This is a genomic window from Anaerovibrio sp., assembly GCF_024697385.1.
In the GTDB taxonomy this organism is placed as follows: Bacteria; Bacillota; Negativicutes; order Selenomonadales; family Selenomonadaceae; genus Anaerovibrio.
In genome coordinates this window covers 1-15,189 of sequence record NZ_JAILFV010000057.1, presented here as the reverse complement: position 1 = coordinate 15,189, position 15,189 = coordinate 1, and the positions used below count along the sequence as shown (strand labels likewise).

Here is a 15,189-nt window from a genome sequence, read left to right as displayed (position 1 = left end):
GCCTTGAGCCATATATCGATGAACCATACTGAAAAACAGCCACGATCACTGAAGGACATGGGAATACTCTGTCCTTCTCTTTTATATTACGGCAGGAATAATGTTGTCACAGGGCGAACTATAACATTCATACAATAATTTACTCCGGTCGATCTTCCAATCAGTTTATTCATTTTATTGAAATCAGGAGTGAACTCTCATGCAACATCAAGGCTATCCAGAAAAAAAAGTATCCTTCTATTTGATTACCTGCCTGCTATTGGTAACGGTACAGCTTTTTGCCTGTTGTCTTATGCCTGTCCATGCAGGTCAAGGTGACTATTGGCAGCAACGAAAAACCGTCAGGGTGGCTGCCTATGATGCGGATGAAATTTTTGTGCTCAGGGATGCCCACAACAAAAGAAACGGCTATGCCTACGAATATATCGAAACCATAGCCCGCTATGCCGGTTGGGATATAGAATATGTGGAATACCCCGGGTTTTTGGCCTGTATTGATGCTGTAAAAAACGGTCAGGCTGATCTGGCCTATGATGTAAGTTACACTCCGGAACGGGCCCGATATTTAGCCTTCCCAAATGAGCCCATGGGGCGGGAAAGCTATTATCTCTATTTTCTGGACCATAACAAAAATATCATATCCGGCGACCTTGGAACCCTACAGAACAAGAAAATAGGTGTGTCCAGAGGCACCACACAAATCAAACTGTTGCAAAAATGGCTGGACAAAAACAATGTAAATGCTGAAATTGTAGAATATGCCAACAGCAGCGAACGCCGGGCAGCACTGTGGAATAACGAAGTTCAACTTAATCTCATCGCCAATCGTTACAATAAGGAACATTTCATCGCCTTTGGCAACATCGGTGAAGACGATTTCTTTCTTGTAGTAAACCAGGCCCGTCCTGACCTACTGAATGATTTAAACGATGCCCATCGGCTGGTTGTGTCCATTAATCCTTATTTTATGACCGATATAAGCAAACAGCATTTTGCCTATTCCTCCATCCGTAAAAGCCTTTCCACCAGTGAAATACAATGGCTTGATAAGCACCCCACAATCCGTGTGGGATGCTTGAAAGACGATCCACCATTTAGTTACATGACCCCTGACAGTCCGGACATAAAGGGGGCATTGATAGACACCTTGACTCACCTGTTTGATACCCTTTATATTGACAAATCACGGTTGTCCTTCAAAATATATGAATCCTATGATGATATGGTTACCGCATTACATAATGATGAAATTGATATGCTGGGAGAGTATTTTTTCGATTATGACCTGGCTAACCGGGATAATGTTATTATTTCCACAAAGATTTACGATGCCCAGATAGGGATTATCCGTCAAACAGGTACTTCCTACAATGACGCCTTCAATACGCTGGTCTATCCAAACAGCCGCGGGCAGAAGGGTTATTCCTATGCAAAATACTCCGGCTCCACCTTTATTCCATGTGACAATCTCATGGCATGTCTAGACGAGGTGCATAAAGGAAATGCTACCGGTGCTATTGGTTTTGGTCCCACAATTGCCATATATGCCCAGGTCTATCCGGATCTTGAATACGCTCCAATAATGGAAACAGTCCCACTCTGCTTTGCCACCTCCAAGAATAATGTTCCTTTGATTTCCATGCTGGACAAAGGAAGGGGCCTTATGAATACCGGTGAAATTGATGCCATTATTTCCGGGCACCTGCCGGTAGTCCCTTTCTCTGTCCACCGCTTTATTTCCACCCATTTGATAAGCTGCATATTAGGTCTGGCAGTCATAATATTTATCATCTTCCTGTTTTTCTTTATGAGTGTTACCAATCGCCGTTTGGCATCCCAAAACAATCTTATCGATAAACAAAATGCTGCCCTGAAAAAATACCATGTGCAGCTAAATCAATCATTGGAGGATGTAAAAAAAGCCGATAAGGCCAAAACATCATTCCTGTTTAATATGTCCCACGATATTCGCACCCCAATGAACGCTATTATCGGTTTTACAAACCTGTTGGAAAAGAATATCGAGAACAAGGAACTCTGTCTGAATTATATTGACAAGATTCAATCCTCCAACAAATTTCTTCTGTCCCGTATCAACAACGTATTGGAAATGGCCCGTATCGAAAGTGGCAAAGCCACCCTGGAAGAATCATATATCAATGTGGAACAGATGATTACTGAAGTGGGGGCTGTATTTGAACCGCAAATGGAAGAAAAGGGAATTACATTTTCCTACTCCCTGAGTGCTGAACATAAATATATCCTGTTGGATGCCACAAAGGCCCGGGAAATACTCCTCAACATCATCAGCAATGCCCTGAAATATACTCCATCCGGGGGAAGTGTGGAGTTCAATGTTATTGAGGAGCCGTCCCCAAAACCTGATATTGCAAGGTTTAAGATTACTGTCACAGATACCGGTATTGGTATGCCAAAGGAGTTTCTTGAAAACATTTTTGATGCATTCTCCCGGGAGAGAAATACCACCCAAAGCGGTATCATAGGCACCGGCCTGGGGATGCACATTGTAAAAAAGCTTGTTGATCTCATGGGCGGTGAAATAACAATCTCAAGTGAGATGGGCAAGGGAACATCCATAACCATACTCATATCCTCAAAAATCGGCCAGGAGCCTCCTTGCAGCGACCCTGATGATGAACCAGGCAAAACAGATGTTACTCAATTCCAGGGTATGCGTATTCTGCTCGCTGAGGACAATGATTTCAATGCGGAAATTGCAAAAACACTCCTTGAGGAAGAAGGCTTTATAGTAGAGCATGCCCGTGATGGTCTGGAATGCGTCGATATGCTTACCAATTCCCAACCTGGATACTACGATTTTATTCTGATGGATGTTCAGATGCCAAATATGGATGGATATAGTGCTACTATCACTATCCGCGGGCTAAAGGAACCTTTACACGCCAATATTCCTATTATTGCCATGACTGCCAACGCTTTTGATGAAGACAAGCACAATTCCCTGATGGCGGGTATGAATTCCCATATACCGAAGCCTTTTGAAATAGACCAGCTATTTAATATCATTGATGATGTCATGAAGCACAGGGAATATTATATTCGCAGCCATGAAATGGTCGGATTTAAGGAAAAACATGCAGCTGCAGGAATAAAGTGCGGATATTTTATTTTTGAACTCAGTAAAAAGGCTGATATAATCTATACTGATGAAACCTTCCTGAACATATTCGGGTGTGACAGTTATGATGAATTCATGGACTATACCAAAGGTTCAGCCGCAAATATCCTCCCGGAGCAAAAACTGAACAGCCTGCTCCACAATTTAGCTGAAGTCGGCAAGGCAAATTCCTGTATAGAAGCCTTTGAATTTAATGGTGTCCGCACTGACGGGCAGCCGCTACGACTTGATGCCATAGGCTGTCCGGCATATACCGGGAATGAAATCGTAGCCTTTGTATATGTGGCAGAAATTTCCAATACCATTGTTATGTAATCCATAGCCAAGAAATAATCATCAAAAAACAGATGGAACAAAACTCACACTTGTTTTGCTCCATCTGTTTTATTTTGTATGGCAGTATACAGAAACTGACAACTGACTTAAAATCATCAGCCCCCTGTCTGCTTGACAGGGGGCTGATCAAGGGGACCGATTAAAATCATCTGCCCTTATTATTTTTTGCAATTGCAGCATCCACCACAGCTATCACCACCGGTCCCGCAACAGTCGTGCTTACCGGAGGAAAAATTGTGCCATATATGACGGCAGGCAAATGCCAGCATAATCAAAAGTATCAGGCCAATAATATAAGTTGCCATAAAAGGCACCTCCCTTTATTCAAACCCCAAAAGTCTACCCACCTGATATACTATCAAGGAAATAATCCAGGCCACAGCAAACATATAGCCTGCTGCAAAGAACATCATCTTCCAGCTGTTGGCTTCTTTCTTGATGGTACCCAATGCAGTTACACATGGAGTATAAAGCTGTGAGAACACCATGAAAGCAAAGGCAGACAGGCCGGTGAAGGCAGCTGCCATACCGGTAGTGCCAAGAGCCTCAGCAGTCTCCACAGCATCCTCTGCCTCAGCAGAAATATCAGGAAGACCATACAGCACACCGATGGTTGAAATAACGGATTCCTTGGCCAAAATACCGGAAATAACAGAAGCACCAGCCTCCCAATTGCCAAAGCCATGGAAGGTAAACAGAGTACCAACAACAGCTCCGATGGAAGCCAGGAAGGATTCACTCTGATCCTCTACCATACCGCTGGAATTAAATGCACCCAGGAACCAGATGAGAACACAACCGGCAAATATAATGGTACCGGCCTTAACCAGGTAGCCCTTGCCCTTGTCCCAGGTCTCCAAAAGAACAGTCTTCATATCAGGCATTCTGTATGGAGGCAGCTCCAAAAGGAAGGTAGCCGTCTCATCCTTGTATTTGGTGGCTGACAGGAATTTCGTAGAAACGATTGCCATGACAACACCAATGATATACATCAAAAATACGATATTTGCTGCATTGTCAGGGAAGAACATTGCAGCGAACAACGCCATAATAGGCAGCTTGGCACCACAGGTAAGGAAAGGTGCAGCCAGAATTGCCAGCTTACGGTCCTTCTCACTATCCAGTGCACGGGCACCCATAATGGAAGGAACACTGCAGCCAAAGCTCATCATAAGAGGCAGTACCCCTTTACCGGTAAGGCCTGCACGGCGCATGATAGGATCCATGATAAAGGCTACACGGGCCATATATCCGGTACCATCCAGGAAGCTCAGGCAGAAGAACAACATGAAAATCAAAGGTACAAAGGTCAGCACAGACCCTACACCGCCGATAATACCATCCACAATCAGTGACTGCATCCAGTCTGCTACTTCCAGGCTGGCCAGGCTTTCACTGACAGTATCAGTAAGTGTACCGCCGATAAACTCATCCAAGGCATCTGCTATTGGCTGCCCGATCCACTCGAATACTATCTGGAATACTGCGTAAAGAATAACCAGGAACATCGGCAATGCCAATACTCCATTTGCCAGAATCTTATCAGCCTTTTCAGAGAAGGTCGCACCTGGGCGGGTAAATTCAACAGTTTCCTTAAGTACACTGTCAATAAAAGCGTAACGCTGTTTGATAATTGCTTCCTGAAGATCAGACCCGGTAAGACCACTGGCTTCAATTTCCTTTACCTTGGCAATATGCGCCTGCAAACGCTCACTTGGGCCATAACCATCCATTGCAATAGATGTAACGACATTAAGCAGATTCTTGATACTCTTGCCATCGCGGCCGGTAGTAAGCAGTACAGGGAATCCCAAGGCCGCCTCAAGCTTCTTGACATCAATCTTGATTCCACGACGCACAGCCTCGTCCTGCATATTAAGATCAAGTAAAAGAGGAATACCCTTTTCCAAAAGCTGTACTGTCAGGAAAAGGTTTCTTTCAATATTTGATGAGTCAATTACATCGACCACCAAATCCATCTTATTTTCCATAAGGAAGTCTATAACGATTTTTTCCTCAGGACTTCTTGCGTTGATACTGTAAGTTCCCGGAAGGTCAATTATATGGATATGTCTGCCCTCATGGGTAACATGGCCCTCTTTTTTATCTACAGTTACGCCCGGCCAGTTACCAATCTTTTGTCTGGCACCTGTTATCTCATTAAAAATAGTGGACTTGCCGGTGTTTGGATTACCGGTCAGGGCCACACTCATCATATTCTCATGCAAAGTCATTTCTGCCATTAAAATCATCCCACCTGTGTAACTTCAATTTTTTCTGCATCATCACGGCGCATAGCCAAATTATATGAGCGTACACCCACTGCGATCGGATCACCTAAAGGAGCTGATCTAAGCACAGTAACCATTGCCCCAGGGATAATTCCCATAGTCATAAGTCTTTCCTTGAGAGCAAAATCTTCAATATGCTCCACTTTGACTGACATACCTTCCTTACAATCCTTAAGAGTCATGTCAAACCTCCTCAAACAACTCATTTTCCCACTTCTGCATATAAAGCACAGTAAGTGAAAATTAAAACAATAATTAATATCATTAGAACAAAATTATGATACAGTTTCTCAATTACTTTGTCAAGTGAAAAGTATTATCATTTACATTTTCTCAGATATATGTATATATTCCCTTAATAAATCATTCATGTAGATAAAATCGCTTAATATATTATGAAGGCTTTGGCATACAAAAAAACAACCACCGATTAATTCAATCAGTGATTGTTAGCTCTCAGAGTCCTGCCTATTCAAGGTGGCGAGGTATTCCCTGTCTTCTTTTGTAAGCTCTGCAGCACGGAGCAGATCCGGCCGGTTCCTCAGGGTAATTTCCAGGGCTTTCTCCCGGCGCCATTTTGCTATCCTGGCATGATCTCCGGAAAACAGTATCTCCGGTACCTTCATCCCTTCAAACTCCCGTGGTCTGGTATACTGAGGATGCTCCAGAAGCCCATTATAAAATGAATCCGTTGGTGCTGATTCTGCTGAGCCCAATACCCCCGGGAGCATTCTGGCTACAGCATCGGTAATGATCATGGCCGGAAGCTCGCCTCCGGTGAGCACATAATCCCCTACAGAAATAATTTCATCTGCCAGGTTTTCGCTGATTCTGGCATCGAAGCCCTCATAATGTCCACAGACAATTATCAGCTGATCATAGCCGGCAAGCTCCTTGGCCTTGGCCTGGTCAAACCGGTAGCCCTCCGGACTCACAAGGATAATACGCCGCCTTTCATAATCAGTGTTACTGCGCACATTATTTACGGCCCGAAATATCGGCTCAGGCTTCATCACCATGCCACTGCCACCGCCAAAGGGAGTATCATCCACCTGCTGGTGCCTGCCCTCGGCAAAATCCCGTGGGTTGGTGATATTAATATCCAAAATGCCATTATCCACTGCCCGTTGAATGATGCTGTCCCCAAAGGGCCCCGCAAACATGGCAGGAAACAAAGATAAAATATCTATGCGCATCAGACTTCCTCCGGCATATCTACCACCATACGGCCTTCCTGAATATTAATTTCCTTTACCACAGCCTTCAGGGCAGGAATCATCAGCTGTTTTGCCTCACCCTTCCGGGAGGTCACATAAACATCATTGCTGCCAGTTTTCAGCACTTCAGTGACAAAGCCCAGGGATGTCCCCTCCAGGTCAAATACCTCAAGTCCAATTATATCGAAGGTATAATACTCCCCTTCCTCAAGAGGCATGGCATCCTTTTTATCAACATAGAGCAGCTGCCCTGTTAAAAGGGCCACGCTTTCCCTGTTGGTATATTGGGCGAACCGCAGTATCACAAACTGCTTGTGATACTTAACATCTGCCACATCCAGGAGCTGATTACCAACATATACCTGTTTTAATTCCTCAAACCGCTCTGGAAAATCTGTCAGTGGAATGACACGGAGCTCGCCACGAATACCGTGGGGAGCTCCTGCTTTTCCAATGACGATTTTGTTATCAGCTGCGGATGGCGATGATGACATCATCTTCAACCACTACCTCCACATTAAACTGGTCACGAACATTGTCACCTTTTTTCAGTTCAACAAAACGCTCAGTTGTTCCCTGAACAATCTCTGCACCCAGAACCAGCTTTTCAGTATCTGCAATTTCAGCCTCGGTCTGAGCAATAAAATCCTCACGCTTCTGGCGCTCAATGCCAAAATGATGATGAATCATATCGATTTCTTCCTGATTTTCTTCTCCTACCTCATTCAAGGCACGATTTTCCTGAATGTTGATCTGCTGAATTTCCAGCTGAGCCTGATTGATGCGGTTACGATAGTCCTCAAGCATGGTAGTTCTCAGCTTTTCAGTCAGTTTGGCCTTGATGGTCATAGGAAACTTTACCATTACACTGTCCATTATAAAATCCTCCAATTATAGAAATTGCGGCAAGAATCCCTTAACAGTGGATATTGCCGCATATCAAGCCGATACCTCAGCTCATAATTTCTACATTAACCTTTTTATTTTCGCGAGTTGCGGCAGCCTTAACAACAGTACGCAAAGCCTTAGCAATCCGGCCCTGCTTACCGATCACCTTGCCCATGTCCTCTGTTGCAACATGCAGCTCATAGGTGATTACATTATCTTCTTCCCTCTCGTTTATAACAACAGCAGAAGTATTATCTACCAAAGACTTCGCGATAATCTCAACTATCTCTTTCATGACATGCCTCTTTCTTATTTCTTAGCATGCTTAGCTGCATCAAACTTTGCCATGATGCCCTGCTTAGAGAACAAGGAACGAACGGTATCAGTAGGCTGTGCACCCTTTGCCATCCATTCGAGAGCCTTTTCTTCATCAATATTAACAATTGCAGGCTCCTTAGTGGAGTCATAATTACCAACTATTTCGATGAAACGGCCATCACGAGGAGCACGGGAATCAGCTACAACAATACGATAGAATGGGGACTTCTTAGCACCCATACGGTTCAGACGAATCTTTACTGCCATTTGAAATTCACCTCCTTAAGAATGGTATATCTAAGTTCTAATTAATAGAAGATATACTCTATATCAATGCAGGAATGGGAGCTTAAAGCCACCTAGGCCCTTTTTGCCACCCTGCATCTTTTTAACTTTTTTCATCATCTTGCGCATCTCCTCAAACTGCTTGAGAAGACGGTTGACATCCTGCACCCTAGTACCACTGCCTGCAGCAATACGCTTGCGCCGGCTGCCATTGATGATATTGGTATTTGACCTTTCCTTTGGGGTCATGGACCGGATAATCGCTTCCACCTGACGAACTTCTTTTCCGTTCAGGTCCAGCTCCTTATCCCCCAGCTTTTTCTTTATATCCCCCATTCCAGGAATCATGCCCATGATAGTCTCAAGGGAACCCAGCTTTTTAATCTGCTGCATCTGGTTGAGAAAATCATCCAAGGTGAAGTCGTCCTTGCGGAGCTTCTTTTCCATTTCCTTGGCCTGATTCAGGTCAAAGGTTTCCTGAGCTTTTTCTATCAGTGACAGCACATCACCCATTCCCAAAATACGGGAGGCCATTCTGTCAGGGTAGAAGGGCTCAAGAGCTTCCAGCTTTTCTCCCATACCCACAAACTTCACCGGGCAACCGGTAACAGCCTTTACAGAAAGGGCTGCACCACCGCGGGAGTCACCATCCAGCTTGGTCAGGACCAATCCATCCAGCCCCAAATCCTTGTTGAAGCTCTCAGCGACATTTATCGCATCCTGACCTGTCATGGCATCTACCACCAGGAGGATTTCATGGGGTTTGACCTGCCCCTTTATATCCTTCAGCTCCTGCATCAGTTCCTCATTGATATGGAGCCTTCCGGCGGTATCTATAATGACCACATCATTGGCGTGGGTAAAGGCATAATTCAGGGAAGACTTGGCAATAGTAACAGCATCAGTTCCCGGATCCATTGAAAAAACCGGTATATCAAGCTGTTTGCCAATAACCTGCAGCTGAGTAACAGCGGCAGGCCTGTATATATCAGCTGCCACCAGTACAGGACGCTTGCCCTGCTTTTTCAGTGACAGTCCCAGCTTACCGGCCGAGGTAGTCTTACCTGCACCCTGCAATCCCACCATCATTATTATGGTAGGCGGGTTAGGCGACATGTTGATTCGGCTCTGGGAGCCACCCATAAGCTCAGTAAGTTCCTCGTTGACAATTTTTATTACAAGCTGTGCCGGAGTCAGTGCTTCCATGACATCCTGGCCAATGGCACGCTCCTTGACACGCTTAACAAAATCCTTTACGACCTTAAAATTGACATCAGCTTCCAAAAGAGCCATACGGACTTCCCGCATAGCTTCATTTACATCATCCTCTGTCAGCTTTCCATGTCCACGAAGCTTTTTAAATGTTTCCTGCAGACGATCTGCCAAACCTTCAAAAATCAATCCAATTCCTCCTGAACCTTGCTGGTATATGGCGCAAGTTTCATAAGTATATCATTAACCCGGTCTTTATCAAAGGATGAAAGCCCGGCTATTTCATCATAAAGCCCTGTCAGCTCATGCTGCTGCTCCTTCAGTCGCTTGGCCAGCCCCAGCTTTTCTTCATAGGAAGCCATAATCTGTTCTGAGCGGTGCAGTATATCATATACGGCCTGCCGTGAAACAGCCAGCTCCTCGCCGATTTCAGACAAGGAAAAATCCTCAAACAGATGCAGGCTCAGGCATTTTTGCTGCTTGTCTGTAAGCAACGGTCCGTATATATCGAATAATTCTGCTAAATATAGTCGCTGTTCCAGCAACAACAGCACCCTCTTTCAAGGCATAGCTTTTCATAACCATAGTTATTATAGCCATGGTTTATTTTGTTGTCAAGTATTTTCCCTTGTCAAATAAATATATTTATTTTCCTCACCTCCCCTGAATAAAAATGAGACTTATCCACCAGGAGCTTTCACTCCACTGAATAAGTCCCATAGCAACATACACCTGTCAATAATGCTCGCTCATATAATTGGCAACCGCCAGGCCAACATCACTTGGAGTCAGCTGCTTGCCGGTAGCTAAATCATTGCATGCATATCCGGCTCCCCACATGACATCCACCACCTTGGGGCCGACCCATGCACCCTTCATGTTATTTTTGTAGGAAATGGCAACATGTGCATGATTTCTGCCTACCATATATACCGACGAATCATCGATGGATACAGAAAACAATCCATCATGGGTGTTTACCACACCTGCCTCAGCAACCGAAGGGGCAAAAAAGCCATCTGTCATCACCATAGGCTGAGCAATCAGCAAAGCTCCCCCCAAGAACAAACCTGCCATAATTTTTTTCAGCATAAAATCTTCCTCCTTTTTATCACACCATATCCTCATGTCTGATTTAACCTGGTATTTGCTGCCTGTAATATCCTTTTCATTTTGGATACAGCTTCTCTCCGTGCCACGCCATCATTCATGACTACGACAATATAGGAACCATTTTCAGTATAAATAATTCCACCATCATCGTATAAATGATCCAATTCACCTGTTTTGTGGGCGATTTGGACCTGGGGCAGGGCTGCCGGAAATACCTCAGTATCGGTCTGCTTTAAAAGAATGTCCACCATTTTCTGGTCATATTCGTAGCTTACGCAGGAATGATTATTCAGCCCAGTAAAAAAATCCCCCAAGTCCTTAACAGATGTATAGTTTTCCCTGCCTGCAGATACTGCCTCCAAATCCATCATTTTTCGCTGCAGCACAGTATCTGAATAACCCTTTTGCCTGATATAGCTGTTGATATTGTCCATGCCCAGGTAATCTATCAGCATATTGGTTGCAGTATTGTCGCTTTCCGTTATCATCAGCCTGGTCAGAGTGTCAAGACTGATTTCAGTACCGGTACTCCAACCGGAAATAATCCCTGCACCACCAACCTTATCCGAAGCTTTCAGAGTTAATGTAGAATTGAGATTTAATTTTGCATGAGATACTTCATCCATTAAATAAGCCATTATAAAAACCTTTATCATACTGGCTGAGCGGCGCACTTTATTGTTGATTATCAAAGGATCTCCGGCATCATCTCCCTTTAAGACAAATATCGAATACTCATCCCCGGAATCTCCCAGCAGGCCATCGATATCGTTCCGCAACGGCCCGTAATCAAACTGCACTTCCCTGACCTGTTCGCCTTCAGTTTTTCCTACAGGCTGTTTAGTTGCAGGCGGAGTGCCTGTATTCCTGTAAACATCGGTACAATACACCCCTGCCATTATAATTATAGCAATAATAACAACTATACTAAATAACTTTTTCATACCGGGTCTGCTCATTTCGTATAAAGGGCCTTCAGCTTTGCATTTTCATCATCATATTTGTAGGCCGCTGCCGTACCTTCCTTGAAGCCAATCTGGTAATCACCATTATTCCTGCTGTCAAGCACGCCCTTATATAAGCCACGAATACGGCCTACCTCGCAGTCAATAACGTTAAGAAGCGCTTGTTTTACAGCTTCATCCTCCTGGCTGAACTTGGCATGCTGCACTTCATTTTTTGTATTTTCCACTTTAGTAAGGGTTTCTTTTGCCTTATTAATAATACTGTCTGCATCCTTCCCCCTAAAATCCCTGTGAGTGCCAAGATATGAGTTTATCTCCGCTGCAACAGCACCAATCTCCACATCCAGGCTGTCCTTCCTGTTGACAAATTCAGCTATTTTCTCCTTCGTTACTCCCCCCTGATCCGTTACCGGAGCAGGCGCAGCCTCTTCCACCACAGTTTCATTTTTGGTCTCCATATGCAAGGCAGATTTCACTTCATTGATATCGCCCTTGAAAACAATAAAAAATACTCCAAGAAGGATGGTCAGAATTGCCACTGCCACGATTACTATGGTTTCGTTGCCGCTACTATATGATTTGCCTGTACTGCTATTGAAATTTGTATTGCCTCCCATATAATTTTGAGTCTTGACTGCCCCTTGCTCGCAACCGCACTTCGGACAGAATTGTGCCTCATCCTTCAACTGAGTTCCACATTGCTTACAAAATTTACTCATTATCATGACCCTCCAAATTATGATTGATTAGCATACCAGGTATATTTTCTGGACTCCGGCACCCTGTCCCACTACATTGGAGACCATGATACCCGCTTCCACCTTCTCAGGATTTTCAAAAATATACTTATTTACTGCACCAAACACTATTTGTCCAATACCTTTATACCATATATTCCATTTTATTTGGTGCCCTGATGGAATACCTTTTATCTTAACTCATAAAATCAGGATAGTCCATACCGTCTTCGCTTCAGCTAAAACAAACAACTGTATATCCACTACATAAGGAATTCTCTTATTCTCCCCTACCGCATCCGGATACATTATGGTAATCTCACATTATTATCTGCTATATTTTTCTGCAATGCCTGCATTTCCGTCAAAAACAAATTAATGGTATCAACATTGCGTGGCTCATAAAAATACCCATGATAATGGGAAGGATTGACTCCTTTCCCCGTATTAAGCATTCCAGGCACAACATTGCCACTGCCATCGAATTTGTAGAAAGCATAAACAGGGATATTATGGTTACCACTCTCCCAGACACCGGCACCATTATCCTTATCAGAAACATCGTTTAAGACATTTATGTTGAATATTACGATTGCATTGGAACCGCCACTTGGCTTGTTATCAGTAAAGTACAAGGTCTTGCGGTCATATGGCGTAACTCCGACACGACCATTTTTAGTATCATAGGTAACTATGTGATATTGCCCGTTATTGTTCACCAAAGACAAATATCCATTGCCGGAATGGCCAACAGATGATGCCAACACCGTGCCCTGCACGCCCTTTTGACGAAGCTCCTGTTCAGCCCTGGATATTGCCGGATTCGACGGAGTTGGCTGAGCAGGCTGCGCAGCGTTAGGATTTACAGCTTCTGGCTCTGCCTGCGTTGATGTTGCCTGTGCAGTCCCTATATGCAAGGTCTCCTTAACCTCGTCGATGCTGCCATGGAAAAAGATAAAAAACACCCCCAGCAGTATAACAACTGCAGCCACCGCAGCAATAATGACAGTATCCTTATTGCCATTACCTGTACTGCCTGATACGGAATTGCGAACCACTCCCCCATTGCCCGCCATGACATTCTGCGAAGTGCCGCACTTAGGGCAAAAGCCTGCATCATCTTTTAGTTCCGCACCACATTTTTTACAAAATTTACTCATATTTTTCTCCCCCAAGAATTTATTGTAACCACAAATCCGTAAAATCAGCAAAATGGCGGTGTGCTGTCCTACACTCCGCCATTTTTCATGCCCCCAGTCCCACTAATTACTGATTTACTTTATCAGCCTGAATCTGTATGGATATTTTAGTCGGATCATCCTGTGGAACCACACCCACACATTTTCCTTCTACACTTATGAACTTGCCCTCTTCTGCCTTATTGACAATTTCCACTTTATCTGCCGGAACATCAATAGCAATTGCATAAGTACGGCCTGCAGCCTGTTTAAGCTCCAAAGTCAGGTTAAAATCATTGGAATTATTAAACTGTGATTTATGCTGAACTTGACCGGTAATGCTGACCTTCTTGTTCTTATATTTGCTCTCGGCAGTTCCCTGGTCGCGTATATAATCATTCAGCATTTCTTCTGATTTGACTGCTATTGCACTACCGCCCTTGGATTTGGAACCGTTATCCCCACCACCTGCAAACAGTAAGCACCCCAGCAGGAAGACAACCACTACTCCCACTGCTATAATAATTTTCTTTTTTCTCTTGTCTTTACTGTCGTCAACAGGCATATTTTGTGGCTGCATAGGCGCAGTGTTTGGCGCACCGTCATCATTCTGTTGCATGCCACACTGGGTACAGAACTTCTCATCATCAGCCAATTCCTTGCCACAGCCAGTACAAAATTTAGACATACTCATTCTCCTCCATTTGAATAATTAATAATTACTGGTTAACCTTCGTAGCCTGAATCTGTACCATGATATTGGTTGGTTTATCCTGAGGCACAACGCCTACACAGGTTCCTTCTACACTTATAAACTTGCCTTCCTCTGCCTTATTTACGATTTCAACTTTTTCGGACGGAACAGCTATATCGATAAAATAGTCCCTGCCACCAGCATTTTTATATGCCAATCTCAATAAGTAGTCATTTGAATTTGTAAACTGATCCTTATGCAGTACCTTCCCGGTTATACTTACTTTTTTATCCTTGTACTTACTCTCAGCTGTTCCCTGATCTCTAATGTAATCATCAATCATTTCATCAGCTTTTACTGATATAACCGACGAACTTTTGCCAGATTTTGAACTGCCACATCCTGCCAGCATCATGCATGCAACCATGAAAGCCAGCAACAACACCAGTTCTTTCTTAAACCTAAAATCAAATTTTGTCATTTCAACCCCTCCGACTCTAAAATATTGAATAGCTGAAACATAAAAACCATTCTCCCAGTTAATAATTATCCCATAATTCCTGCTTCTTTTGGTGTCCTGGGGGGACAATATAGCTTAAATTCTCGATTTTTTAATCACTTTCTCCTGACACAAAGTGATGCATCAAAAACGCATATAACTCGGTGTAAGATGTCCCCTTCCTCTATAGGTGGGGGGAGACAAGCTTTAACAGGTGGTGAGCATATCTCCCACCTCGTTGAAACGCTAATTGGAAGATTTTTCTTTTTAAAAGAAAAATTTGAACAATGGCGTTA

The 15,189-nt window shown here is 43.8% G+C and carries 17 protein-coding genes; 1 reads left to right on the top strand and 16 read right to left on the bottom strand.

The window, feature by feature from the left end; translation table 11 throughout:
- Positions 1 to 199: 199 nt before the first annotated feature.
- Positions 200 to 3,475, top strand: a complete 3,276-nt coding sequence (locus tag K6C05_RS02875; RefSeq protein WP_296730996.1) for a transporter substrate-binding domain-containing protein — start codon at positions 200 to 202, stop codon at positions 3,473 to 3,475.
- A gap of 179 nt (positions 3,476 to 3,654) precedes the next feature.
- Here K6C05_RS02875 and K6C05_RS02870 read toward each other — a convergent pair whose 3' ends face one another.
- From K6C05_RS02870 to K6C05_RS02795, 16 genes are all read right to left on the bottom strand, one after another.
- Positions 3,655 to 3,801, bottom strand: a complete 147-nt coding sequence (locus K6C05_RS02870; protein WP_296730993.1) for a FeoB-associated Cys-rich membrane protein — start codon at positions 3,799 to 3,801, stop codon at positions 3,655 to 3,657.
- Between the two features lie 15 nt (positions 3,802 to 3,816).
- Complete coding sequence (gene feoB / locus K6C05_RS02865) at positions 3,817 to 5,739, bottom strand: ferrous iron transport protein B (protein WP_296730990.1); 1,923 nt, start codon at positions 5,737 to 5,739, stop codon at positions 3,817 to 3,819.
- 5 nt (positions 5,740 to 5,744) lie between these two features.
- Positions 5,745 to 5,969, bottom strand: a complete 225-nt coding sequence (locus K6C05_RS02860) for a FeoA family protein (RefSeq protein WP_296730987.1) — start codon at positions 5,967 to 5,969, stop codon at positions 5,745 to 5,747.
- A gap of 267 nt (positions 5,970 to 6,236) precedes the next feature.
- Complete coding sequence (trmD, locus tag K6C05_RS02855; RefSeq protein WP_296730986.1) at positions 6,237 to 6,983, bottom strand: tRNA (guanosine(37)-N1)-methyltransferase TrmD; 747 nt, start codon at positions 6,981 to 6,983, stop codon at positions 6,237 to 6,239.
- The gene (gene rimM / locus K6C05_RS02850; RefSeq protein WP_296730983.1) at positions 6,983 to 7,501 is read right to left on the bottom strand and encodes a ribosome maturation factor RimM; all 519 of its coding nucleotides are present in this window, start codon (positions 7,499 to 7,501) and stop codon (positions 6,983 to 6,985) included. Before rimM ends, trmD begins: the two co-directional genes overlap by 1 nt.
- A complete protein-coding gene (locus K6C05_RS02845) occupies positions 7,473 to 7,880 on the bottom strand; it encodes a YlqD family protein (RefSeq protein WP_296730981.1) in 408 nt (135 codons plus the stop codon). The genes rimM and K6C05_RS02845 overlap by 29 nt, the downstream gene beginning before the upstream one ends.
- Before the next feature lie 76 nt (positions 7,881 to 7,956).
- Positions 7,957 to 8,187, bottom strand: a complete 231-nt coding sequence (locus K6C05_RS02840) for a KH domain-containing protein (protein WP_296730979.1) — start codon at positions 8,185 to 8,187, stop codon at positions 7,957 to 7,959.
- A gap of 14 nt (positions 8,188 to 8,201) precedes the next feature.
- Positions 8,202 to 8,477, bottom strand: coding sequence for a 30S ribosomal protein S16 (gene rpsP / locus K6C05_RS02835; RefSeq protein ID WP_296730976.1), 276 nt, complete (start codon positions 8,475 to 8,477; stop codon positions 8,202 to 8,204).
- 63 nt (positions 8,478 to 8,540) lie between these two features.
- A complete protein-coding gene (ffh, locus tag K6C05_RS02830; RefSeq protein ID WP_296730974.1) occupies positions 8,541 to 9,896 on the bottom strand; it encodes a signal recognition particle protein in 1,356 nt (451 codons plus the stop codon).
- Complete coding sequence (gene ylxM / locus K6C05_RS02825) at positions 9,893 to 10,255, bottom strand: YlxM family DNA-binding protein (protein ID WP_363317155.1); 363 nt, start codon at positions 10,253 to 10,255, stop codon at positions 9,893 to 9,895. The genes ffh and ylxM overlap by 4 nt, the downstream gene beginning before the upstream one ends.
- A 187-nt stretch (positions 10,256 to 10,442) precedes the next feature.
- Positions 10,443 to 10,799, bottom strand: coding sequence for a hypothetical protein (locus K6C05_RS02820; RefSeq protein ID WP_296730972.1), 357 nt, complete (start codon positions 10,797 to 10,799; stop codon positions 10,443 to 10,445).
- A 32-nt stretch (positions 10,800 to 10,831) separates the two neighbouring features.
- Positions 10,832 to 11,764 carry a serine hydrolase gene (locus K6C05_RS02815; RefSeq protein WP_296730970.1) on the bottom strand — a complete coding sequence of 311 codons (933 nt, stop codon included), beginning with the start codon at positions 11,762 to 11,764 and terminating at the stop codon, positions 10,832 to 10,834.
- Positions 11,765 to 11,775: 11 nt separating this feature from the next.
- Entirely contained in the window at positions 11,776 to 12,504 is a 729-nt protein-coding gene (locus K6C05_RS02810; protein ID WP_296730967.1) for a zinc ribbon domain-containing protein, read from the bottom strand.
- Between the two features lie 326 nt (positions 12,505 to 12,830).
- Entirely contained in the window at positions 12,831 to 13,682 is an 852-nt protein-coding gene (locus K6C05_RS02805; protein WP_296730965.1) for a zinc ribbon domain-containing protein, read from the bottom strand.
- Positions 13,683 to 13,788: 106 nt separating this feature from the next.
- Positions 13,789 to 14,388, bottom strand: coding sequence for a zinc ribbon domain-containing protein (locus K6C05_RS02800; RefSeq protein ID WP_296730962.1), 600 nt, complete (start codon positions 14,386 to 14,388; stop codon positions 13,789 to 13,791).
- A 31-nt stretch (positions 14,389 to 14,419) separates the two neighbouring features.
- Positions 14,420 to 14,875 (bottom strand): hypothetical protein, encoded by a 456-nt coding sequence (locus K6C05_RS02795; protein ID WP_296730959.1) that lies wholly within the window; start codon positions 14,873 to 14,875, stop codon positions 14,420 to 14,422.
- Positions 14,876 to 15,189: the final 314 nt, after the last annotated feature.

Coding starts and splice junctions, on each gene's coding strand:
- K6C05_RS02875 (WP_296730996.1), top strand. CDS start 200: ATGCAACATCAAGGCTATCCAGAAAAAAAAGTATCCTTCTATTTGATT.
- K6C05_RS02870 (WP_296730993.1), bottom strand. CDS start 3,801: ATGGCAACTTATATTATTGGCCTGATACTTTTGATTATGCTGGCATTT.
- feoB (WP_296730990.1), bottom strand. CDS start 5,739: ATGGCAGAAATGACTTTGCATGAGAATATGATGAGTGTGGCCCTGACC.
- K6C05_RS02860 (WP_296730987.1), bottom strand. CDS start 5,969: ATGACTCTTAAGGATTGTAAGGAAGGTATGTCAGTCAAAGTGGAGCAT.
- trmD (WP_296730986.1), bottom strand. CDS start 6,983: ATGCGCATAGATATTTTATCTTTGTTTCCTGCCATGTTTGCGGGGCCC.
- rimM (WP_296730983.1), bottom strand. CDS start 7,501: ATGATGTCATCATCGCCATCCGCAGCTGATAACAAAATCGTCATTGGA.
- K6C05_RS02845 (WP_296730981.1), bottom strand. CDS start 7,880: ATGGACAGTGTAATGGTAAAGTTTCCTATGACCATCAAGGCCAAACTG.
- K6C05_RS02840 (WP_296730979.1), bottom strand. CDS start 8,187: ATGAAAGAGATAGTTGAGATTATCGCGAAGTCTTTGGTAGATAATACT.
- rpsP (WP_296730976.1), bottom strand. CDS start 8,477: ATGGCAGTAAAGATTCGTCTGAACCGTATGGGTGCTAAGAAGTCCCCA.
- K6C05_RS02820 (WP_296730972.1), bottom strand. CDS start 10,799: ATGCTGAAAAAAATTATGGCAGGTTTGTTCTTGGGGGGAGCTTTGCTG.
- K6C05_RS02815 (WP_296730970.1), bottom strand. CDS start 11,764: ATGAAAAAGTTATTTAGTATAGTTGTTATTATTGCTATAATTATAATG.
- K6C05_RS02810 (WP_296730967.1), bottom strand. CDS start 12,504: ATGAGTAAATTTTGTAAGCAATGTGGAACTCAGTTGAAGGATGAGGCA.
- K6C05_RS02805 (WP_296730965.1), bottom strand. CDS start 13,682: ATGAGTAAATTTTGTAAAAAATGTGGTGCGGAACTAAAAGATGATGCA.
- K6C05_RS02800 (WP_296730962.1), bottom strand. CDS start 14,388: ATGTCTAAATTTTGTACTGGCTGTGGCAAGGAATTGGCTGATGATGAG.
- K6C05_RS02795 (WP_296730959.1), bottom strand. CDS start 14,875: ATGACAAAATTTGATTTTAGGTTTAAGAAAGAACTGGTGTTGTTGCTG.